Source organism: Neorhizobium sp. T25_13 (genome assembly GCF_002968675.1).
GTDB classification, from domain to species: domain Bacteria; phylum Pseudomonadota; class Alphaproteobacteria; order Rhizobiales; family Rhizobiaceae; genus Neorhizobium; species Neorhizobium tomejilense.
This window is the reverse complement of the sequence record NZ_PVBI01000008.1, coordinates 214,348-236,099: the sequence shown is the minus strand read 5'-3', so window position 1 is coordinate 236,099 and position 21,752 is coordinate 214,348. Positions and strand designations below refer to the sequence as shown.

Below are 21,752 nucleotides of genomic sequence, written 5' to 3'. Positions count from 1 at the left end.
AAAAGGCCGGCGCGTGCGTCCACGCGCCGGAGGTGGGGAAATCAGGACGCCGCCTTGATCGAAAGGCTGTCGAGATAGGCCGAGGGGTTTTCCGGATCGAAGACCTTGCCGTCGAAGAAGGTCTCCTTGCCGCGCGAAGAGGAGGCCGGGATGTCGGCTGCCGCGACCCCGAGATCCTTGGCGGCGGCGCGCCAGATGTCCTCGCGGTTCACCTGGTTGACCAGCGCCTTGATGTCGGTATTGGCAGGCAGGTAACCCCAGCGGATGTTCTCGGCCATGAACCAGCTATCGTGGCTCTTGAACGGGTAGGACGCGCCGTCCTTCCAGAACTTCATGTAGAGATCGGTGCCATTGGCGACACGGCCGTTGCCGTAGTTGATGTCGCCCTTCAGGCGACCGAGGACGTCCTTCGGCGGCACGTTGAACCACTGACGGCGCCCGAGGATTTCGGCCATCTCCACCTTGTTGTCCATGCTTTCGCACCATTGCTGGGCTTCCATCACAGCCATCAGCAGGGCCTTGGCGGCGTTCGGGTTCTTCTCGATCCAGTCGGCGCGTACGCCGAGCGCCTTTTCCGGATGGCCCTTCCAGAGTTCGCCGGTGGTGGCCGCCGTGAAGCCGATGCCCTGGTTGACGAGCTGTTCGTTCCAGGGTTCGCCGACACAGAAGACGTCCATGTTGCCGACCTTCATGTTCGCCACCATCTGCGGCGGCGGCACGACGATGGTCGAGACGTCCTTGTTGGGGTCGATGCCACCGGCGGCGAGCCAGTAGCGGAGCCAGAGGTCATGGGTGCCGCCCGGGAAGGTCATGGCGGCCTTGATCTCCTTGCCTTCGGCCTTCTTTTTCTCAAACGCCGCCTTCAGCTTGGAGGCGTCGAGCTGCACGCCGGTGTCGGCATATTCCTTGGCGGCCGAGATGCCCTGGCTGTCGAGGTTGAGGCGGGCAAGGATCGCCATCGGCACGGGCTTGTTGTTCTGGGTCACCTTGCCGGTGTGCATGAGGTAGGGCATCGGGGTCAGAATATGGGCTCCGTCGATGCCGTTCGAAGCGCCGCCGAGCACGAGGTTGTCGCGGGTCGCACCCCAGGAAGCCTGCTTGGCGACATCGACGTCCGGCAGGCCGTACTTTTCGAAAAGACCCTTTTCCTTGGCGATAATCAAAGGGGCGGCGTCGGTGAGCGCGATGTAGCCGAGCTTGATGCCCTTCACCTCGGGGCCGGCCCCGGCTGCGAAGGCGCCGGATGGGAATGCGGTCTTGACGGCGCCGATGAGGGCGGCGGTAGCTGTCGTCTTGATCAGGCTGCGACGGGTGATGCCGCTCATCAAAATCTTGGTCATGCGCAGGTTCCCTCTGCTGGTTCTTAGGAATTAGGCACAAAAAAACGCCGCTTGGAGATCGCGCCTGGGAACTGGGAGGAGTTCCGGGCAGCAAAAACCTTGCGACGTCGATGTCTTTGAAAGCGCTTATCACGCGCCTAACTGCTCCAGTCGCCATTGACCGGAGCAATTTCTAATAAGCAAAGGCCGTGCCAGTTTTCGAGCGGCCTGCTAGGTCGCTGAAAAACAACAAAATTTCGGTTCTGAAAGATTTGGCTTAAATTGTCGGCAGCTTATCGCGCTGCAATATTTTTGTGCGTTTGCCAAACTAAGGGCGCCAAATGCTGTGCAGCACTTGCCGGAATTTCAGACGTCCTGACGGTCAGAATGGGCAGGGAGAGAGCTTCGGACGGCGAAATCCCGGACGTAATCCATCATGTTCGAGGGGTCGAACACATGGCCGTCCATGAAGCGGTCACCGCTTCGGTCTCCTTCGATGCCGACGTCCGGTTCCGCTGGGCCGATGCCAAGGGCGGCGCGGTAGAGATCGGGGCGATAGGCAGCCGCCGCTGCCCGCAGGCCTTGTTCGCTGAATTCGATCTGACCCCAGCGGATCATCTGGCTGTAGAGCCACAGTGCATGGCTCGGCCGCGGATAGTTGGCAAATCCGCGGTGGAAGGTGAAATAGTCGGCAATGACGCGGCGGTTGCCCTTGGCATCAAGGCTGAATTCGCCGGACAATACGTGACGGATGATATCGACCGGCGCGGCGATGAAACGGGGGGCCGCAAGCACTTCGGCGAGCGCGTCGTGGTTTTCGGCCTTGTCGCACCAGCGGGCCGCGGCATCGAGCGCGACGATGAGACGGGAGACGGTTTCGGGATGGCTTTCCGCCCATTCCGGCCGCATGGCGATCACTTTTTCCGGTGCCGAGGGCCAGATATCGTGCTTGGCGGCGACAATCCGGCCGACCCCGCGTTCGGATGCGACCATGTTCCATGGCGCGCCGACACAGAAGCCGTCGATGGCGCCGGCTGCCAGTGCATCGGAGGTCATCGGCGGGGGCACGACGACGAGTTTCACATCCCTGTCCGGGTCTATTCCGCCAGCGGCGAGCCAGTAGCGGAATTCGTAATTATGGGAGGAGAAGGGATAGGTCACGCCGAACATCGGCAGTGCTTCGCCGCGTTCCCTCATCGTTTCGAGCACGCTGGCGAGCGCCTTTGCGTTCTCCAGGGCGCCTGCGGTTTCCGATATCCCGCCGACCTCGCGCATGCGCTCGAAAAGCCGCGTCGAAAGCGTGATCGCATTGCCGCCGCGGCCAAGCGAAAACGGCGTGATGGTGGGTGAGGGGTTGGAGCCGAGCCCCAGCATGGAGGCGACCGGCATCGGCGACAGCATGTGGGCAATGTCGAACTGGCGGAAGGCGAGGCGGTCGCGGACATTGGCCCAGGACACGTCCTTGACCAGATCGAGGGTCAGCCCCTCCTTTGCGGCAAAGCCGAATTCGGCGGCGGCGATCAGCACGGAAGCGTCGACCAGCGGGATGAACCCGGCGCGCAGGACCTTCGGCCCCTCGCCGTTCGAACGGGTAGGGGCGGAGAGGTTGCTTCCGGATCGGTCGGTATTCATCATCATGTTCACTCCGGCTTTCTCCCGGACATTTCGGTGCTCGGAACCATCACATCAACAGGCCCGCTGCCGTGACCACGCTTTGCGCGATCTCCGACATCTTTTTCTTTTCGTTCATCGCCGTCTGGCGTAGCAGCGCAAACGCGTCTTCTTCCGACAGGCCGCGCATCTTCATCAGAATGCCCTTGGCCCGCTCGATCACCTTGCGCTCCTCGAGCGCCGATTTCGCCTCGGCGAGCTCCCGCTGAAGCCGGCTGAAGGCGTTGAAGCGGCTGACCGCCATGTCGAGGATCGCCTTGACGCGCTCCTTCTTCAGCCCGTCGACCACATAGGCCGAGACGCCCGCATCCATCGCGGCCTCGATCAGGGCCGTATCGGAACGGTCGACGAACATGGCGATCGGGCGGCTGACGGTGCGGGTCAGCTGGAACAGATGCTCCATCATGTCGCGGTTGGGGTTCTCGATATCGATGACGATAACGTCCGGCTTCAACGTTTCGATGATGCGCGCGACGCCCTGGACCTCGTGGATGACGGTGACTTTGCTATGCCCAGCCTCCCGCAGCCCTTCCTCGATGATGGAAGCGCGGATGGCATTTTCATCGATGACCAGAATGGTGAGATCGGGTGCCGGCATTCTTATAGTGATGACGCAGTGCAACAATCTTGGCAAGGGTTACCGGCACTCCGACCGATTTCATGACATCATTCGCCGCTTGGAAAGAACCAGTTAACCTTTATTTTCTACTTCCTATGAGAATGTGCCCTTCCCGTATCTCGTCTGGTTGTCATGCAGTTCTCACGCAATAATCATCCTCAGAGTTCTGACCTTTCCAACGCCGAAGACGACGCTGTCGACCCGGCGCAGCCGGGTCTTCGCCGCCAGAATCTGGCTGATCTCAACCAGTCGGCGATCGAGCAGGCGCCATGGCAGGCGGCGTTCCGGCTGGCCCCGAACGTGCGGTTCACCCGCACGCCCGAAAGCGCTCTGGCCCGCAAGGCGAATGTCGGACAGGCTCCTGCGGAGCAGGCCGAAGCGCCGGTTGCCGAGCAGATCGAAATCATCCCGTCCGAAGCGTTCCTGACCCCGGCCGCGGATGATTCGCAGGTCGCCGGCGAGGCGCTCGCCGCCCCGATCGAACAGATCGCGGGCCTGCAGCAGCTTGCGGCGACGATGCGTTATCATGTGCCGGAAACGCCTACCGTCGTACAGCCCGAGCGGCTTGAGGAGGCAGCGCCAATCGCGGTGCCGCGCCAAGATATCGCGATCTCCGATTTCGCCTTCTGGGACGCCATGCCCTTCGAACTCGAGGGTCCGGTGGTTGTGGAAACCGGCGTTCAGCCGGCCGAACCGCCAATCGCGGTTGCCGTGGTGCAGCCGGGCGAACCGGTGACGGCGCTTTATCGTGAAGTACCGCGCAGAAGCGTGGCCAGAACCGTGGTCGTTGCGCCGTCTCCGAGACCGGAGCCAGTGAAGGCGCCGGAGCCCGTTGCACCTGTCCGGGTCGCTCCGCAGCGCGTGGTGAAGGCTAGGGCACCGGTGGTCGAACCGGCGCCTGCCCCTGTCGCACAGGTGCCGGCACCGGCACCCGCACCCGCCTTGGTCACGGCGGCCCCGATCGTCGCTCAACCCGAAATCCTCCGCCCGCGGACCGTCCGGCCGGCAGAGGCGGAATACGAATTCCCGCCGATCTCGCTGCTGCAGGAACCGCAGGGTGAGCGCGGCCAGGCGATGCAGCCGGATGCGCTACAACAGAGCGCCGGCCTGCTCGAAAGCATTCTCGAGGATTTCGGCATCCGCGGCGAGATTATCGATGTGCGGCCGGGCCCGGTCGTGACGCTTTATGAATTCGAGCCGGCGCCGGGCGTCAAATCCTCGCGGGTCATCGGCCTTGCGGACGATATCGCCCGTTCGATGTCGGCGCTCTCGGCCCGCGTCGCCGTGGTGCCCGGCCGCAACGTGATCGGCATCGAACTGCCGAACGCGACGCGCGAGACCGTGTATTTCCGCGAACTGATCGAGTGCGAGGACTATTGGGAGACCAAGCACCGGCTGGCTCTCTGCCTCGGCAAGACGATCGGCGGCGAACCGGTCATCGCCGAACTCGCAAAAATGCCGCATCTACTCGTCGCCGGCACCACCGGCTCGGGCAAATCGGTCGCCATCAATACGATGATCCTGTCGCTTCTCTACCGGCTTCGGCCGGAGGAATGCCGGCTGATCATGATCGATCCGAAGATGCTGGAGCTTTCCGTCTATGACGGTATTCCGCACCTGCTGACGCCGGTCGTGACCGATCCCAAGAAGGCCGTCCTGGCGCTGAAATGGGCGGTCCGCGAGATGGAGGATCGCTACAAGAAGATGTCGCGCCTCGGCGTGCGCAATATCGACGGCTACAATCAGCGCGCCGCGGGTGCCCGCGAAAAGGGCGAGGTCATCACCGTCAGCGTCCAGGCGGGCTTCGACCGGCAGACGGGCGAAATCCTCTACGAAGAGCAGGAGATGGATCTCTCGCCGATGCCTTATATCGTCGTCATCATCGACGAGATGGCCGACCTGATGATGGTCGCCGGCAAGGATATCGAAGGCGCCGTGCAGCGCCTGGCGCAGATGGCGCGTGCCGCCGGCATCCATGTGATCATGGCGACCCAGCGCCCGTCGGTCGACGTCATCACCGGCACGATCAAGGCCAACTTCCCGACCCGCATCTCCTTCCAGGTGACATCGAAGATCGACAGCCGTACCATTCTCGGCGAGCAGGGTGCGGAGCACCTGCTCGGCCAGGGCGACATGCTGCATATGGCCGGCGGCGGGCGGATTTCCCGCGTCCACGGCCCGTTCGTTTCGGACGCCGAAGTCGAACTGGTGGTCCGCCACCTGAAGACGCAAGGCCGGCCGGATTATCTCGGCACGGTCACCGAGGACGAAGACGACGAGGAAGACGAGGACGTGTCGGGCCAGGAAGCCGTGTTCGACAAGAGCGCGATGGGCGGAGACGACAGCGACGAACTTTACGACAAGGCCGTCAAGGTGGTCATGAAGGACCGCAAGTGCTCGACCTCCTATATCCAGCGCCGCCTCTCGGTCGGTTACAACCGCGCCGCCTCTCTGGTCGAACGTATGGAGCAGGAAGGCCTGGTCGGCCCCGCCAACCATGTCGGCAAACGCGAGATCATTGCCGGCGGACGTTCCGCCGCAGGCGAGGATTTTGGGGACTAAGGCGTGCCCCTCCGGCTCCTCATCCCTGTGCTTGTCACAGGGATCCAGCCAGCCCAAGTCTTTGGGCTGAGAGGAGTCTTCCACCGCGCCGACGCGCGGTTGCTGGATTCCTGTGACAAGCACAGGAATGAGGGTTGATGGGTGGAAAGTTCCGCCCAAATCGTCACGTTCTTACCGCTTCCGGCAGATGAAGGGCAGGAAACTGCTTGCGGTACCGACTTTCATCGACGCCTCCTTGGCCCAGGCTTCGACTCTGGCGTCCTCGGCACGGGCGGGACCGAAGCTCGCCAGAGTGAGGACAAGGATCAACAGAATTCTGGTCATGCGGCACCCGGATCGAGGGCTCCGGCGGATCACCGGCTGCGGATATAGTCGCTGAGCCGGTTGGCGGCATCCTCGACCTGCAGCGGATCGCGCAGGAAACAGGCGCGCATGAAGCCTTGTCCGCCTGGGCCGAAGGCGGTTCCCGGAGCAAGGCCGACACCGGTCTTGTCGACGATCCTGAAGGCTTCCTCGCGGCTGTCGGTGACGCCGTCGATCTTCAAGAAGGCATAGAGGGCGCCGGCGGGTTTTAGGGTTTCCACACGGTTGGTAGCGATCAGCGCGTCGCAGAGGATGTCGCGTGACTTTCGCGCCCGTTCGATATTGGTGCGGACGAAGTCGTCGCCCTGTTCGAGGGCGGCAATCGCGCCCTTCTGCATGAACTGAGCGACGCCCGAGGTCGAATACTGGATGAGGTTGGTCAGCGTCTGGCCGATTTCCGCCGGTGCGACCATCCAGCCGACGCGCCAGCCGGTCATGCACCAGTTCTTCGAGAAGGAATTGGCGAAGATGATCCGGTCTTCCGGCTCCATGACGTCCATGAAAGACGGCGCGCGGGCGCCTTCGAAATAATAGAGACCGTAGATCTCGTCGGCGACGATCCACAGGCCGTGCTTGCGGGCGAGTTCGAGGACGGCCTTGAGATCGTCATGGGTCGCGGTCCAGCCGGTCGGGTTGGAGGGCGAGTTGATGAAGAGCGCGCTGGTCTTCGGGGTGATCGCCGCCTTCAGCCGGTCGATGTCGAGCACCCAGCGGCCGTCGGTAAAGCCGAGCTCGACGGTAACCGGCTTGGCTTCCGAAACGCCGATGGCATTGACGACGTTCGGCCAGGCGGGAGAGAGATAAACGATCTCGTCACCGGCGGAGGCGACGGTCTGGATGGCGAGCACGATCGACTGCATGCCGGAGCCGGTGACGTAGATATTGTCGACCGACAGATCCCGCCCGTAGTGCCGCTGGTAATAACGGACGATCGACTCTCGGAGCGCCGGGATGCCTTGGGTCCAGGTGTAGAAGGTCTCGCCGGCAAGCAGCGCCTCGCTGGCGACGCGGGTGATGAAATCGGGTGTCGGCAGGTCGCCTTCGCCGATCCAGAGCGGCATCAGGTTTTCGCGGCCTCGGGCATAGGTGACGATCTCGCCAATGCCGCTGCGGGGCGCTGCCGCGGCGCGGGCGCTGATCTCCGGTCTGATGATTGTCATGGATTGCCCTGTCGGTCCTGGCTGGTTTGTCGCAAAACTGACTTGGCCCAACCGCGCCCGCGGGTCAATATTTTCCGCGGCGGATTTTGGTCTTTACTGGCTGGTGGTGCTCGCGAAACGGCCGAAAGTGCCGCGGGAGAAACACAGCGGATCGCCCTCGCGGTGGGCTGCGCGCAGCACACGACCGAGGATCAGCGTGTGATCGCCGGCGTCGTGCATCGAGGAGAGCTCGCATTCGAAGCGAGCGAGCGTGCCGGGTATGACCGGCACGCCTTCGTTGTTGTGGTTCCAGAACAGCTCTTCGAACCCCAGGCCGCCGCGCGTGAACCGGGCACTCAACAGGTCCTGGTCGGCGCTCAGCACATGGATGGCGAAGTGGCCTGCTGCCGTGAAGGCGGCATGGCGTGACGAGCTCTTGGCCGGCGACCAGAGGACCAGCGGCGGATCGAGCGACACCGAGGTGAAGCTGTTGACCGTCATGCCGATCGGGCCATCCGGAGTTGTTGCCGTCACCACAGTCACACCGGTCGTGAACGCGCCGAGCGCATTGCGATAATGCCGCGCGGTCGATGCATCCGGAACGAAGATCTGTTCGCTGGTTATGCTTGCGGTGTCGGCAGTGATCATCATGGCACCTGCTTTCCGATTGCGGCCGTGTAGAGTTCGAACCAGGTCTGGCGATCGATCGTCACCTTGGCGGCGTCCGCGCTCGTGGCGATACGGGCGATATTGTTGGTGCCGATGATCGGAAGAATGTTTGCCGGGTGGTGCAGCAGCCAGGCCAGCGCCACAGCCGACGCGTTGACGCCTTGTTCTTCCGCTACCCGTTCAAGCACGGCCATCAGAGGCTGGTGTTCTGGTTGGAAGATGCCGCCGCGGGCGAGCGGTGACCAGGCCATCGGCGCGATGTTGCGCTCCTGCAGATAGGCGAGATCGCCATTGGTGAATGCCTCGGAGGCGAGGAGGCTGATCTCGATCTGGTTGGTGACGAGTTCGGCCTCCATGGAGGATTGCAGCAGCGAGAAATCCCAGGGGCGGAAGTTCGAGACGCCGACGGCGCCAACCTTGCCGGATGCGACCAGGGCATCGAGCGCCGGGCCGGTTTCGTCCGGATCCATCAACGGATCGGGCCTGTGGATCAGCAGCAGATCGATACGGTCCGTCGCCATGTCGCGCAGCGAGGCCTCGACCGACGCAGTGATGTGGGCCGCACTGGTATCGTAGTGCTTGCCGCGGACAGCGGAATGGCGGCCGGCCGGCGCGACGATGCCGCATTTGGTGACGATCTCGATTTTGTCACGTAGCGAAGGCGAGGCCTTCAGCGCCCCCCCGAAAATCGCTTCCGCCGTATAGCCGCCATAGATGTCGGCCTGGTCCATGGTGGTGATGCCCTGCGCCAGGCAGGCTTCGATCTTCGCCTGGACATGTTTCGGCGAGGTATCGGCATCGTCGCCGATCCGCCACATGCCGTAAACGAGGCGGCTGAGCTGGAGATCGGGCGAAAGTTGAATGCGATCTAGGTGATGAGGGGCCATCAGTGTCGTCTCCCGTTGCCGAGCGGCGTTGCGGGTGTCTCGGCCGGCACGCGGCCATAGGCATGCGGCAGCGAACAGGTCTTGAGCTCGGGCAGCACCTTCTGGCCGAAATGTTCCGCTTCGTCGAGATGCGGGTAGCCCGAAAAGATGAAGGCCCGGATCCCCATCTTCTTGTAGGCTTCGATTTCCGAAAGCACTTGGTCGGCGGAGCCGACAAGTGCCGCGCCGCAGCCGGAGCGAGCCCGGCCGATGCCGGTCCAGAGGTGAGGTTCGACATAGCCGAACTTGTCGGCGAGTTCGCGGGCCTTCGCCTGGTGCGAGACGCCGAGCGAGGTGCTGTCATGGGCGCGGCTGCGGATCAGCCGGCCATATTCGTCGTCCAGTTTCGAGACCAGATGCTCCGCATATTCACGGGCCTCTTTCTCTGTGTCGCGGACGATCATGTGGACACGCAGGCCGTAATCGAGCGTCCGGCCATGGGCGGCGGCGCGGGCATGGACCGCCTTCATGCGCTCGGCCAGCTGGTCCCGGGTTTCCGGCCACATCAGGTAGACGTCGCATTGGGCGCCGCAGAGCTCCAGCGCATCCGGCGAATAACCGCCGAAATAGAGAAGCGGGCCGCCGTTCTGCTGGTAGGGCCTCGCCGGTTCGGTGGTGACGCCCTTGAAATTGTAGACCTCGCCCTCGTGGTCGATCGTGTCGCGGGTCCAGGCCTGGCGGAGAATCTGCACGACCTCGTGGCTGCGGCGATAACGGAAGGCGCTGTCGGCGACTTCGCCGGGGAAATCGGAGCTGATGACGTTGAGTGTCAGCCGGCCCTTCAGCATGTGGTCGAGCGTGGCGACCGTGCGGGCGAGCATGATCGGCTGCATTTCGCCACAGCGGATCGCGGCCAGGAGATTGATCCTGTTCGTAATTTGCGAGGCGGCTGCGGCGAAGCTCAGCGTGTCCTGGCCGACCTGATAGGACGAGGGGCAGAGAATGTTGCGGAAGCCGAGCGTCTCGGCGCGCCTGACGATGTCGGAGCAATGCTCCCAGCTAGACTTCAACGCGTCATCCGGGACGCCGAGATAGGCGTAGTCGTCCGAGCACAGGGCGGCGAACCAGGATACCTCGGCGGCATCGAGATCCGGGGATGTTATGGGCACGACGGTCATCAAAATTCTCCTCGACTCCTGGGACTTGAATATCATCCGCGTTCGTGTAAATCAATAGTGTATCAATTTGAGTGGGTCATTCCCTGGGGAGGGGGAAACGGCTTATGGACAGTTATCCCGGCAGTCTGCCGATCTATCTGCAAATCGCCGAACTGCTGGTTCGCGACATCGCGGCCGGCCGTCTGGTCGACGGCGAGAAGCTGGCGCCGGAGCGCGACATGGCGGTGCAGCTCGGCATTGCGGTCGGCACGCTGCGCAAGGCGCTGGCGGAACTGCAGAACCGCGGGCTGCTGGAACGGGTGCAGGGGTCTGGCAATTACGTCCGGGCGATCAGCGATCCGAAGAGCGTTTATGCGATGTTCCGGCTGGAGCTGATCCAGGGCGGCGGCCTGCCGACCGCGGAATTGCTCGACGTGATGCGGCTCGACAAACCCAAGGACCTGCCGAGGTTCGGTTTTTCGCCGGAAGGGCATCGCATCCGCCGCATCCGTCGGCTGTCGGGCAAGGTCGCGGCGATCGAGGAGATCTGGCTCGACGGCTCCTATGTGGCCGCGATCACGCCGGAAGACCTGTCGGAATCGCTTTATCTCTACTACCGCACGCGGCTCGGTCTCTGGATCGTCCGGGCGGAAGACAAGATCGACCTCGACACCGTGCCCGACTGGGCGCCGCCGGCCTTCGGCCAGAAGCCGGGCGCGCCAATCCCCCATGTGCTGCGCATGAGCCAGGCGCAGGACGGCGCCCTGGCCGAGGTTTCCCGCACATGGTTCGACCATTCCGTGGCGCGATACGTATCGCGGCTGCGGTAGAAACAATCGAGTACCGACAAGATGAAATTCGAGACGACACAAGACGGTTTTTCCATCTCGCTGAACGGCCGCAGCATCCTGCGGCACAGCGCTGCCTCGCCCTGCATATTTGTCGGCCAGGGGCAGGAGCGGATGGACATGTACCGCGGCAATTTCGAGGTCGAGGATTACATCGTCGAGCGCAGCGCTCTGCGCCATGCGGAGGTTGCCGGCAATGTGGTCAGCCTGTCGGAGGCGGAGGGCCGGGCGCCGCGGCTGGAGCTGACGATCTCCGAAACCGCCGTGCATTTCCGCTCATTGGACGAGACGATCAACCGCTTCTGGATACGCGTCCATGCGGACAATGACGAGCATGTCTGGGGCGGCGGCGAGCAGATGTCCTATTTCGACATGCGGGGCCGCCGCTTTCCGCTCTGGACCTCGGAGCCCGGCGTCGGCCGCGACAAGACGAGCGAGATCACCTTCAAGTCCGACCTGAAGGACAAGGCAGGCGGCGACTATTACAACACAAACTACCCGCAGCCGACCTACATTTCCTCGGCGCGTTATGCCCTGCATGTGGAGACAACCGCCTATTCCGTCTTCGATTTCCGCCGCAAGACGTTTCACGAGATCGAAGCCTGGGCCGTGCCGGAGCGGATCGAGCTGTTTGCCGCACCGAATTTCGTCGAACTGGTCGAGGCCCTGTCGCTGCGGTTCGGGCGGCAGCCGGAACTGCCGGACTGGGTCTACAAGGGCGCGATCATCGGTCTCAAGGACGGCGTCAATTCCTTCGCGCGGCTGGAAAAGATGCGCAATGCCGGCGTGCAGGTCTCCGGCCTCTGGTGCGAGGATTGGGTCGGCCTTCGCCAGACCTCGTTCGGATCGCGCCTCTTCTGGGACTGGCAGGCGAATGACGAGCGTTATCCGGACCTGCGCCAGCGCATCGCCGAGCTGAACGGCGAGGGCATCCGCTTCCTCGGCTACGTCAATCCCTATCTCTGCGTCGACGGTTCGCTGTTTCCGGAAGCGGAAGCGGCGGGCTATTTCGCCAAGGACCAGCTTGGCCGCACGGCGATCGTCGATTTCGGCGAATTCGATTGCGGCGTCGTCGATTTCACCAACCGGCAAGCGGCCGATTGGTTTGCCGAGGAAGTCATCGGCCGCCGCATGCTCGATTTCGGACTGACCGGCTGGATGGCCGATTTCGGTGAATACCTGCCGATCGATGTGGAACTTGCGAACGGCATCGATGCCAAGCTGATGCACAATGCCTGGCCGACCCTCTGGGCCGAAGTCAACGCCAAGGCGATCGCCAGCCGCGGCAAGACGGGCGAGGCGCTGTTCTTCATGCGAGCCGGCTTTACCGGCGTGCAGAAACATTGCCCGCTGCTGTGGGGCGGCGACCAGTCGGTGGACTTCTCGCGCCATGACGGGCTGGTCACCGTGATGTGCGCCGCCCTCTCGTCTGGCCTGCTCGGGAACGCCTATCACCATTCCGATATCGGCGGTTATACAAGCCTGTTCGGCAATGTCCGCACGCCGGAACTGCTGATGCGCTGGGCCGAGATGGCGGCCTTCACACCGGTCATGCGCAGCCACGAGGGCAACCGTCCGCGTGACAATATCCAGATCGACCAGGACCCGGAAGTGCTGGAGCATTTCGCCCGGATGACGCGGATCTACGTGCATCTGGCGCCGTATTTGAAGACGCTGTCGGCGGAAGCGGCGGCCCGCGGCTTGCCGGTGCAGCGGCCGCTCTTCCTGCATCACGAGCATGATCCGAAGACCTATGCCATTCAGGATGCCTATCTTTACGGCCCGGAATTACTGGTGGCACCGGTCTGGCATGCGGCGCAGGATGTGCGCACCGTCTACCTGCCGGAAGGGGCGAGGTGGGTGCATGTGTGGAGCGGCGTCGAATATGCAGGCGGGGAAGAGGTGACGGTGGCCTCGCCGATCGGTAGCCCGCCGGTGTTTTATCGGGCGGATGCGGCTTTTGCTGAAATGTTTGCGGCGTTGAAGGGTATTTGAGGGTGCGGCATCTCTATCTCTCCCCTTGCGGGAGAGAAAGCGATTTCAACATCTTAGCTTCAGCTAAGTGTTGGAAATCGCAAGTGAGGGGATGTTTCTGGCAAGACAGACCCCCTCACCAACAAAATCTATGACTTAGCTGAAGCTAAGATCATGATTTTGTAACCTCTCCCGCTAAGGGAGAGGTAACCCGCGGCGGCGCCGCGAACTCGACTGGCGAAGAGTATGCCGCAGCACCCCCCTCTGTCCTGCCGGACATCTCCCCCACAAGGGGGGAGATTGGTGTGCCGCACCGTCGTCAATCCCGCCTCACCGTGCCGCCCAGTTGGCACCGCGGCGGAAGATCGTCTTCATTTGCGGCACGTCGAATTCCTTGGCCTGGTGGCCGAGCGAGGAATAGAAGACGCGGCCCTCTCCGTATTTCCGCTTCCAGACAACCGGCATGACGACGCCGTCGATCCAGTAGGCGTGGTCGCCGGTAAACGTCGTCGTCGCCAGCACCTCGTTAGAGGGGTCGACATGCATGTAATATTGCTCGGACGTGTAGGGGAAATCGGCGATCCCCTCCATCAGCGGATCATCCGGCTTCGTGATGTTGACCGTGTAGTCGATGATATTGCCGGGATGGGCGACCCACTGGCCGCCGATGATGAACTGGTAGTCGACCGACTCACGAAAGGCATCGCCCGCACCGCCGTGATAACCGGCAATGCCGACACCGCTCTGAACGGCTGCTGCGAGGTTCTTCACCTCTTCCTTCTCGATTTTCGACATGGTCATGATCGGCACGATGAGGCTCAGATCATGGATCGAAGGGTCGGCGAAGGCCTCGGTCGAATGCTCGAGATAGACCTTGAAACCGTCTTCCTCCAGCATGTCCTTGATGATCTCGGCGCATTCCTGCGGTTCGTGGCCGCTCCAGCCGCCCCATACGATGAGTGCTTCACGCATTTCAGTCTTCCTCCAGAATTATTTCGCCAGCTGGCCGTCAACAAGCGATTCCGACAGCGGAGCGGGCCGCTCCGTCGCCGTGGTGATCTTGACCGTGCGCCCTTCGGCGGAGGCCGTGTGAAAGGCTTCCATGACCTCCAGCACATGCAGCGCCAGATCGCCGTTCGCCCGGTGCGGGCGGTTGGAACGGATCGCGTGAGCCAGGTCCGCGACGCCGATCGAGCGGTAGTTGCCGTCCGCATAGGGCAACGTCGTGGGCTGGTCCTCGAATTGGCCGCCCTTCTTCAGATAACCGACAGGCCCCTCAAAACGGTTCGGGTCCGGCACGATCAGAGTGCCCTCGGTGCCGTAGACTTCGAGCGGCACATGCTTGTGGCCGGCGACGTCGAAGCTCATGCCGATCTGCACGACAGCGCCGTTGGCAAAGGCCATGACACCCGCCACATGGGTCGGAACATGCACCGGAATGCGCTCGCCGTTGCGCGGCTCGCTGGTGATGATGCGCTCCTTGCGGGGGGTGATCGCAAATCCCGCCACCTGCGACACCGGGCCGAGCAGGTTGACGAGATCGGTGATGTAATAGGGACCCATATCGAGCATCGGGCCGCCGCCGACCTCGTAATAGAAGGCGGGGTTCGGGTGCCAGCGCTCGTGGCCGGGGCACATGAAGGTGGCGGTGCCGCCGACCGGAATCCCGATGACGCCCCGGTCGATCAGTTCGCGGGCAGTCTGGTGGCCGCCGCCGAGGAAGGTGTCGGGGGCGGCACCGATGCGCAGGCCCTTGGCCTTTGCAGCCTCCGCCAATTTTTTCCCTTCCGCGAAATTAATCCCGAGAGGTTTTTCCGAATAGGTGTGCTTGCCCGCATCGAGCGCCTGCAACCCGACCGCGACATGCGCCTTGGGGATCGTCAGGTTGACGATGATCTCGATCTTCGGATCGGCGAGCAGTTCATCGACGGTACGGGCCTGGAGATTGAATTCGGAAGCCTTCGCCTCGGCCAGATCGCGGTTGAGATCGCCCAGCCCGCGGATATCGAGAATCGGAAAAGCGGATGTCATCGCCTTCAGATAGGCGCCCGAAATATTGCCGCATCCGATGATGCCGATACCGACTTTATCCATACTTTCCTCCCGATAAATGCTGATGTTTGGCGCGTCAGAGCGCCGGCCCCGTGGTGCTCCAGGGCGATTCGTAAAGTTCGTAAAGTGCGACGGCCGCCGCTCCCTGCGCCCAGAAATCGTCGGTCGAATCGTCGAAGACGAGCTCGCTGACACCCTTCAGAGACGGTGGAATGGCGAGCGCATAGGCATCGCGCAGGCTGTTCAGGAACGGCTCGCCGAGCGCCAGCGAGGAGCCGACGAGGATGACGCGCGGCGGCGCGAACAGCGTGACGATGTTGGCGATGGTCAGCCCGACGGCCTCGCCGGCGCGAACGGCCGCGCCGATCAGCCGGTCGTCGTCGGCCTGGATGAGTGCCTGGACATGGGTCATGCCGCGGCCGAGCCTTACTGCTTCGGCAAAACGCCCGTCCGCCTGCTGTTCGCCGAGGATGGCGCTCTCACCCGCCTGGCTCGAAAGCCGCACGATGCCCTGCGGACCGGTGCCGAGCACGAGATCGCCGAGATTGTGGCTGAGCCCGCCGGCACCGCGGAAAAGCCGGTTGCCATGCAGCACGCCGAGGCCGAGCGTCTGTTCGAGCGAGATCAGGACCATATCCTGCAGATCGCGAGCCTTGCCGAACCAGTGATGGCCGAGCGTGATGGCATGAGCGTCGCTCTCGATGATCGTCGGAGTCGACAGCCGCGCCGACATTTCCGAAGCAAAATCAATGTTGATCTCGCGAAAGATCGGGCTCGAGCGGATGTGTCCGGTGCGGTGTTCGATGACGCCCGGAAGTCCGAGGCAGACGCTGTCGACATCCTCCAGCGACAGGCCGGCATCGACGACGCAGCGGCGCACGCCATCTTCGACGAGATCGGCGATGACCGCGATCGGCTGGCGGTCGATACGGATCGGCAGGGTGAGCTGGGAGAGCACGTCGCCGCGGAAATTGGTGACGACGAAGACCATGCGGCTTGCGGCGATCTTGGCGCCGACGACGCGGGCGGCATCCGGATTGACCTCGAGCATGACGCGCGGCCGGCCGCGCACGGCCTCGTTGCGGATGTCGCCTTCGTGGCGGGTCAGGATCAGCCCGTCGTCGAGCAGCGAGGCGGTGATTGCCGAAACGGTGGTCGTCGAAAGTTCGGTGCGCTCGGAAATCTCCACGCGGGAGATAGGGCCCCGCCGCCGGATCGTGTCCAGCACGCTCAGACGATTCATCGCACGCATGAGTTCTGGATCGGCGGTTTTCATCTCTTCTGCGCACTCGTCGGCTTCTGCACCAAACCGCTATTTAATACGAGGTGCAAATTAAATTCGGTTTGTTCTAGATCTGAATTTATGCGGCATGCAATAGATAAAAGCAGCAAATGCCGCAATTTTTGCCAAAATCCGGCAATGTCGCGCATGGCTATTGACAGATGCGTTGGCCTTGCCGATTATTTAATTCGGATACAGGAATAAAGCTTTGGGAGGAGCACCTTCAATGTCCAACAGATACTACAGGATGCGTTTGATTTCAGCGACCGCTGTTGCCCTAGCGGGTGGCATGTTCACGGCCGGCGCTGCTGCAGCGGACAGCGTCATTCGCTGGATGCATGTTGAGCAGGTGCCGGGGAACGTCGCGGTCTGGAACCAGATCGCCAGGGATTTCGAGGCCAAGCGCCCGGGCGTCAAGGTCGAGATGCAGTTTCTGGAAAACCAGGCCTTCAAGGCGAAGCTGCCGACGCTTCTGCAATCGAAAGACGCGCCAAGCATCTTTTATACCTGGGGCGGCGGCGTCCTCAAGGCGCAGTCCGAGACCGGCACGTTGCGGCCGATCAATGCTGCGATCGACGCGAACGGAGGGGAATGGCGCAAGTCGATCAACGCCTCCGCCGTCGATGGCCTGACCTTCGATGGCAAGGTCTGGGCGTCGGCCGTCAGGACCGGCCTCGTTTCCTTCTATTACAACAAGGAAATGTTCAAGAAGGCTGGGGTCGATGCCTCGAAGATCGCGACCTGGGATGATTTCCTCGGTGCCGTCAAAACGCTGAAACAGGCCGGCGTCACGCCGATTGCCGGCGGCGGGCGGGACAAGTGGCCCCTGCATTTCTACTGGAGCTATCTCTCGATGCGCGAGGCGGGGCAAAAGGGCTTTGCCGACGCCAAGGCCGGCAAGAACGACGGCTTCGCCGGCAAGCCTTTCGTCAAGGCCGGCGAGCGCATGGCCGAGCTCGGCAAGCTTGAGCCGTTCCAGAATGGCTATCTGGGTGCGACCTGGAACGATGCGCTTGCCACGTTCGGCGATGGCCGTGCCGCGATCATCCTGAGTTTCGAGAATACGCCCTCGACCCAGGCGTCGAATTCGACCAGCCGCAAGGGCCTTGCGGACGACAATATCGGCCGCTTCCCGTTCCCCGTCGTCAGCGGAGGGGCCGGTGTGACCACCGACAGTTTCGGCGGTCTCAACGGATGGGCGGTCACCAAGAACGCACCGCCTGAAACGGAGGAATTCCTCCGCTACATGGCAAGCGCCGACGTGCAGAAGCTTCTCGCCAGAGATACGCAGATCATGCCCGTCGCCAAGGGTGCGAGCGAAGCGATCTCCAAGCCGCTGCTGAAGGAAGTTGCCGAAGCTCTTGCCAAGGAAACCTGGCACCAGAACTTCCTCGACCAGGACCTCGGTCCCAATGTCGGTGCGATCGTCAACGACATCAGCGTAGAAGTGGTCTCCGGCAGCATGAAACCGGCTGCCGCGGCGCAGCAGATCGAGGACGCCTATTCCCTCGAGCGAAAGTAAGCGCAGCGCCGGCGCTCCCGCTCCCCTAAGGTTCCAGCAACCCTGGGAGCGCCGGTTCCCGTCCTCGCCTGACGGCGTCTCGCAGCCCGAAAGGCTCGAAAATCGATGAGCGATATGCTGATGTCTGCCAATGCCGTCCCGTCCGGGAATACACTTGCGGTATCACGGCGCCGCAAGCGGTCCCTTGCCAACAGCAAGTGGCCGGTACTGATCCTGTTCCTGCCGCCGGCGCTTCTTCTGTTCACGGTGCTGGTCATTCTGCCCATGGGCGAGGCCGCATGGTATTCCTTCTACAACTGGAACGGCTATGGCAGTCCGACGCAATGGGTCGGCTGGCGCAACTACCAACTCATTTTCCGCAACAGCGCCTTCACCCAGGCTTTGATCAACAACGGTCTGATCGTGCTTGCCTCGCTTTGCGTGCAGGTTCCGCTGGCGCTCTGGCTGGCGACGATGATCTCCAGCCGGATCAAGGGCGCGCTGTTCTTCCGGCTGATCTTCTTCCTGCCCTACGTGCTCGCGGATGTCGCGGCCGGCATGATCTGGCGTTTCGTCTACGATGGGGATTTCGGTCTCGTTGCCGGTATCTCGCAGATGCTCGGCGTCGAGCCGCCGTTCTGGCTGGCCGATCGGGACCTGGCGATCTACGCGATATTGGGCGTCGTGGTCTGGAAGTATTTCGGCTTTCACATGATGCTCTTCATCGCCGGCCTGCAGGCAATCGACAAGAGCGTGCTGGAAGCGGCTGACATCGACGGTGCGACCGGTTTCCAGAAATTCCGGCTTGTGACGCTGCCGCTGCTCGGCTCCACCGTGCGTCTCTCCGTCTTCTTTGCAGTCGTGGGCTCGCTGCAGCTTTTCGACATGATCATGCCGCTGACCGGCGGGGGACCGTCGAACTCGACGCAGACGATGGTGACGTTCCTGTACAATTTCGGGGTGACCCGCATGCAGGTCGGGTTCGGCAGCGCCGTCGGCGTGGTGCTGTTCGTGATCTGCGTGACGCTCGCCTTCAGCTACAAGCGGGTGTTCATGCGCAATGACTGATATTTCGACAGCACAGCCCATCGATGCCGCCAGCGCGCCGACGTCCGGCCAGCGGATCCGCGCCGGCACGCAGGTCTATATGTACGTGTCGCTGATCATCGTGGCGGCAATCGTGGTGGTGCCGCTGATCAGCACCGCGCTCGGCGGCTTCAAGACCCTTGGCGAACTGCGCGGCAATCCCTTCGGCCTGCCGATGGAATGGCAGTGGTCGAACTACACGGATATCATCGTCAGCAAGCGCTACTGGCTGCAGATGAGCAATTCGCTGATCATCGCCCTGCTGACGGTGTTCCTGACGTTGACCTTCGGCGCCATGGCCGCCTTCTGCTTCGCGCATATCCGCTTTTTCGGCGCCGACTACCTGGTCAACTATTTCCTGATCGGGCTGATGTTCCCGGCCGCGACGGCCATCCTGCCGCTCTACATCCGCATCCGCGATCTGGGATTGATCGATACATACTGGGGCGTGGTGCTGCCGCAGGTGGCGTTCGGCATGGGCATGAGCATTATGCTGTTCCGCAACTACTTCCGCAATTTGCCGTCCGAACTCTTCGACGCGGCCTTCGTGGACGGCTGCGGCTACATGCGCTTCTTCTGGCACATCACGCTGCCGCTGTCGCGGCCGATCATCGCCACCGTCGGCATCATCTCCTTCGTCGGCAGCTGGAACAGTTATATCGTGCCGCTGATCATGCTGAATTCCGAGAGCCGTTATCCCTGGCCGCTCGGCATCATGATCTATCGGGGCGAATTCAGCACCGAATGGCAGTTGGTGCTCGCCTTCATCACACTCACCATCCTGCCAACCATCATCGCCTTCTTCCTGGCCCAGAAGCACATCATCGCCGGCCTGACCGCCGGTGCGGTGAAGTCCTGAGCCCCGACCCGGAGTAATTCGCATGGCATCCGTCGAACTCAGACAAGTCCGCAAGGCCTATGGGGCGCTCCCGGTCATCCATGGAGTGTCACTGGCGATCGAAGACGGCGAGTTCGTCGCGCTGGTTGGTCCGTCCGGCTGCGGAAAATCGACGCTGCTGCGGATGATTGCCGGGCTTGAGGAAATCACCGCCGGCGAGGTCATCATCGACAACGCGGTGGTCAACGAACTTACGCCGCGCGAGCGCAACATCGCCATGGTGTTCCAGTCCTATGCGCTTTATCCGCACATGACGGTCGCCGAGAACATGGGCTTCAACCTGCGCCTTTCCGGAACCCCGAAGCCGGTGATTGCCGAACGCGTCGCCGAAGCGGCGCGCATGCTGGACCTGATGCCGCTTCTCGACCGCAAGCCGGCGCAGCTTTCCGGCGGCCAGCGCCAGCGCGTCGCCATGGGCCGGGCGATCGTCCGCAACCCGGCCGTCTTCCTGTTCGACGAGCCGCTTTCCAACCTCGACGCGAAACTTCGCGTGCAGATGCGCTCGGAGATCAAGCAGCTGCATCAGAAGGTCGGGACGACCTCGATCTACGTCACCCATGACCAGATCGAGGCGATGACGCTCGCCGACCGGATCGTCGTCCTCAACCAGGGTAGGGTGGAACAGGAGGGCACGCCGATGGAGCTTTATCGCAAGCCGGCCAACCTCTTCGTCGCCGCCTTCATCGGTTCGCCGGCAATGAACCTTCTCGACGGTACTGTCGATGGCGATGGCGGCGAGGCTGCCGCGCGTCTCGGCGACGGCACCTCGATCCGCATCGCGCCGGAGCGCAAGGTGAAGCGCGGTCAGGCGATCAAGGTGGGCCTGCGTCCGGAACACCTAAGCCCCGGTGCGGGCGGAACGGCGCTTGCCGGCCAGACACTGCTGGTCGAGCCGACCGGCGCGCAGACCCACATCGTCTTCGATCTCGCCGGCCATCCGGTGGTCGCGATCGTCGACGGCGAATATCCGGCCCGCTACGGCGCGCGGTTCGAAGCCAACATCCCGGCCGAACAGGTACATGTCTTCGACCGCGAAACCGGTGTGGCCCTCTAGCTCGGCATTGCCGCAACAGGCATCAGAAGCTTTCGAGCCTGATGTCGGCCGGCCGCGAGTGGGTGAGGATGTAGCGGCCGTTCGGCAGGTCGTTGCCGTCGAGTTTCCGCGCGATCTGCGCCTCGTCGAGCCCGTAATGCACCCAGCGCGCCTTGAGCCGCTCGCGCAGCACCTCTTCCGAAGGGCCGACGAAGATCGTGAAGTCGAACATCTCGGCGAGCCGCGACCACGGCGCTTCGTCGATCAGCAGGTAGTTGCCTTCCACCAGAACGATATGGGTGTCGGGGGAGATGGGGCGGGCCGAGGCGATGGCGATCTCGCGCGATCGATCGAAGACCGGCACCAGCACTTCCTCGTCTCCCTGCCGCACCGCTCTCAGGATATCAGCAAAACCGCGCACGTCGAAAGTCTGCGGCGCGCCCTTGCGGGACAACAGGCCGCGGGCCTCCAGGATACCGTTGTCCATATGGAAGCCGTCCATCGGTAGAACTTCGGCCAATTCCCCTCGCGCCAGCAGGGCTTCGTGCAGGGCGTCGGCGAGAGTGGATTTTCCGCCGCCCGGCGGGCCGGCGACCGCAACGATGAAACGTCGCCTGTCGCTCGCCCGCTCGATGACGGTGTTGGTGATGTCGTCCAGTGTCATTGCGCCGACGCCTTGCGTTTCATTTTATCGAAATGAACTTCTAGCGTCC

Annotated in this window: 19 protein-coding genes; 7 read left to right on the top strand and 12 right to left on the bottom strand. The window is 62.7% G+C overall.

Features of this window, described 5'->3' with window-relative positions:
* Positions 1–41: 41 nt before the first annotated feature.
* From C5J22_RS20260 to C5J22_RS20250, 3 genes are all read right to left on the bottom strand, one after another.
* Positions 42–1,340, bottom strand: a complete 1,299-nt coding sequence (locus C5J22_RS20260) for a CmpA/NrtA family ABC transporter substrate-binding protein (RefSeq protein WP_105439684.1) — start codon at positions 1,338–1,340, stop codon at positions 42–44.
* A 345-nt stretch (positions 1,341–1,685) separates the two neighbouring features.
* Positions 1,686–2,963 carry a CmpA/NrtA family ABC transporter substrate-binding protein gene (locus C5J22_RS20255; protein WP_205837207.1) on the bottom strand — a complete coding sequence of 426 codons (1,278 nt, stop codon included), beginning with the start codon at positions 2,961–2,963 and terminating at the stop codon, positions 1,686–1,688.
* Positions 2,964–3,000: 37 nt separating this feature from the next.
* Positions 3,001–3,588 (bottom strand): ANTAR domain-containing response regulator, encoded by a 588-nt coding sequence (locus tag C5J22_RS20250; RefSeq protein WP_105439683.1) that lies wholly within the window; start codon positions 3,586–3,588, stop codon positions 3,001–3,003.
* A 153-nt stretch (positions 3,589–3,741) separates the two neighbouring features.
* Here C5J22_RS20250 and C5J22_RS20245 point away from each other — a divergent pair, with 153 nt between their 5' ends.
* The gene (locus tag C5J22_RS20245; protein WP_105439682.1) at positions 3,742–6,171 is read left to right on the top strand and encodes a DNA translocase FtsK; all 2,430 of its coding nucleotides are present in this window, start codon (positions 3,742–3,744) and stop codon (positions 6,169–6,171) included.
* A gap of 171 nt (positions 6,172–6,342) precedes the next feature.
* Here C5J22_RS20245 and C5J22_RS31310 read toward each other — a convergent pair whose 3' ends face one another.
* The 5 genes from C5J22_RS31310 to C5J22_RS20225 all read right to left on the bottom strand — a co-directional run bounded on the left by C5J22_RS31310 (position 6,343) and on the right by C5J22_RS20225 (position 10,386).
* Positions 6,343–6,495: a hypothetical protein gene (locus C5J22_RS31310; RefSeq protein ID WP_172746718.1), complete on the bottom strand. Its 153-nt coding sequence runs from the start codon at positions 6,493–6,495 to the stop codon at positions 6,343–6,345.
* A gap of 29 nt (positions 6,496–6,524) precedes the next feature.
* Positions 6,525–7,694 carry a pyridoxal phosphate-dependent aminotransferase gene (locus C5J22_RS20240; protein ID WP_105439681.1) on the bottom strand — a complete coding sequence of 390 codons (1,170 nt, stop codon included), beginning with the start codon at positions 7,692–7,694 and terminating at the stop codon, positions 6,525–6,527.
* A 93-nt stretch (positions 7,695–7,787) separates the two neighbouring features.
* The gene (locus C5J22_RS20235) at positions 7,788–8,321 is read right to left on the bottom strand and encodes a flavin reductase family protein (protein WP_371412653.1); all 534 of its coding nucleotides are present in this window, start codon (positions 8,319–8,321) and stop codon (positions 7,788–7,790) included.
* On the bottom strand, positions 8,321–9,229 hold the full coding sequence (locus tag C5J22_RS20230) for an aldo/keto reductase family oxidoreductase (RefSeq protein ID WP_105439679.1): 909 nt from the start codon (positions 9,227–9,229) through the stop codon (positions 8,321–8,323). The genes C5J22_RS20235 and C5J22_RS20230 overlap by 1 nt, the downstream gene beginning before the upstream one ends.
* Positions 9,229–10,386: an LLM class flavin-dependent oxidoreductase gene (locus tag C5J22_RS20225; protein ID WP_105439678.1), complete on the bottom strand. Its 1,158-nt coding sequence runs from the start codon at positions 10,384–10,386 to the stop codon at positions 9,229–9,231. Before C5J22_RS20225 ends, C5J22_RS20230 begins: the two co-directional genes overlap by 1 nt.
* 104 nt (positions 10,387–10,490) lie before the next feature.
* Here C5J22_RS20225 and C5J22_RS20220 point away from each other — a divergent pair, with 104 nt between their 5' ends.
* Complete coding sequence (locus tag C5J22_RS20220) at positions 10,491–11,195, top strand: GntR family transcriptional regulator (RefSeq protein WP_105439677.1); 705 nt, start codon at positions 10,491–10,493, stop codon at positions 11,193–11,195.
* Positions 11,196–11,216: 21 nt separating this feature from the next.
* The gene (locus C5J22_RS20215) at positions 11,217–13,208 is read left to right on the top strand and encodes an alpha-glucosidase (RefSeq protein ID WP_105439676.1); all 1,992 of its coding nucleotides are present in this window, start codon (positions 11,217–11,219) and stop codon (positions 13,206–13,208) included.
* A 309-nt stretch (positions 13,209–13,517) separates the two neighbouring features.
* On the opposite strand, the gene C5J22_RS20210 is transcribed toward C5J22_RS20215, so the two are convergent.
* From C5J22_RS20210 to C5J22_RS20200, 3 genes are read right to left on the bottom strand one after another with little or no spacing between them, the layout of a single operon-like run.
* Positions 13,518–14,159, bottom strand: a complete 642-nt coding sequence (locus C5J22_RS20210) for a ThuA domain-containing protein (RefSeq protein ID WP_105439675.1) — start codon at positions 14,157–14,159, stop codon at positions 13,518–13,520.
* 18 nt (positions 14,160–14,177) lie between these two features.
* On the bottom strand, positions 14,178–15,281 hold the full coding sequence (locus C5J22_RS20205) for a Gfo/Idh/MocA family protein (RefSeq protein ID WP_105439674.1): 1,104 nt from the start codon (positions 15,279–15,281) through the stop codon (positions 14,178–14,180).
* 34 nt (positions 15,282–15,315) lie between these two features.
* The gene (locus tag C5J22_RS20200) at positions 15,316–16,515 is read right to left on the bottom strand and encodes an ROK family transcriptional regulator (RefSeq protein ID WP_105439673.1); all 1,200 of its coding nucleotides are present in this window, start codon (positions 16,513–16,515) and stop codon (positions 15,316–15,318) included.
* Between the two features lie 253 nt (positions 16,516–16,768).
* On the opposite strand from C5J22_RS20200, the gene C5J22_RS20195 reads away from it, so the two are divergent.
* The 4 genes from C5J22_RS20195 to C5J22_RS20180 all read left to right on the top strand — a co-directional run bounded on the left by C5J22_RS20195 (position 16,769) and on the right by C5J22_RS20180 (position 21,060).
* Positions 16,769–18,043 (top strand): ABC transporter substrate-binding protein, encoded by a 1,275-nt coding sequence (locus tag C5J22_RS20195; protein WP_245440476.1) that lies wholly within the window; start codon positions 16,769–16,771, stop codon positions 18,041–18,043.
* Positions 18,044–18,163: 120 nt separating this feature from the next.
* A complete protein-coding gene (locus C5J22_RS20190) occupies positions 18,164–19,090 on the top strand; it encodes a carbohydrate ABC transporter permease (protein ID WP_172724052.1) in 927 nt (308 codons plus the stop codon).
* Positions 19,083–19,967: a carbohydrate ABC transporter permease gene (locus C5J22_RS20185; protein WP_046666402.1), complete on the top strand. Its 885-nt coding sequence runs from the start codon at positions 19,083–19,085 to the stop codon at positions 19,965–19,967. Before C5J22_RS20190 ends, C5J22_RS20185 begins: the two co-directional genes overlap by 8 nt.
* Before the next feature lie 22 nt (positions 19,968–19,989).
* The gene (locus C5J22_RS20180; RefSeq protein ID WP_105439671.1) at positions 19,990–21,060 is read left to right on the top strand and encodes an ABC transporter ATP-binding protein; all 1,071 of its coding nucleotides are present in this window, start codon (positions 19,990–19,992) and stop codon (positions 21,058–21,060) included.
* 22 nt (positions 21,061–21,082) lie between these two features.
* On the opposite strand, the gene C5J22_RS20175 is transcribed toward C5J22_RS20180, so the two are convergent.
* Positions 21,083–21,703, bottom strand: coding sequence for a nucleoside triphosphate hydrolase (locus C5J22_RS20175; RefSeq protein ID WP_105439670.1), 621 nt, complete (start codon positions 21,701–21,703; stop codon positions 21,083–21,085).
* Positions 21,704–21,752: the final 49 nt, after the last annotated feature.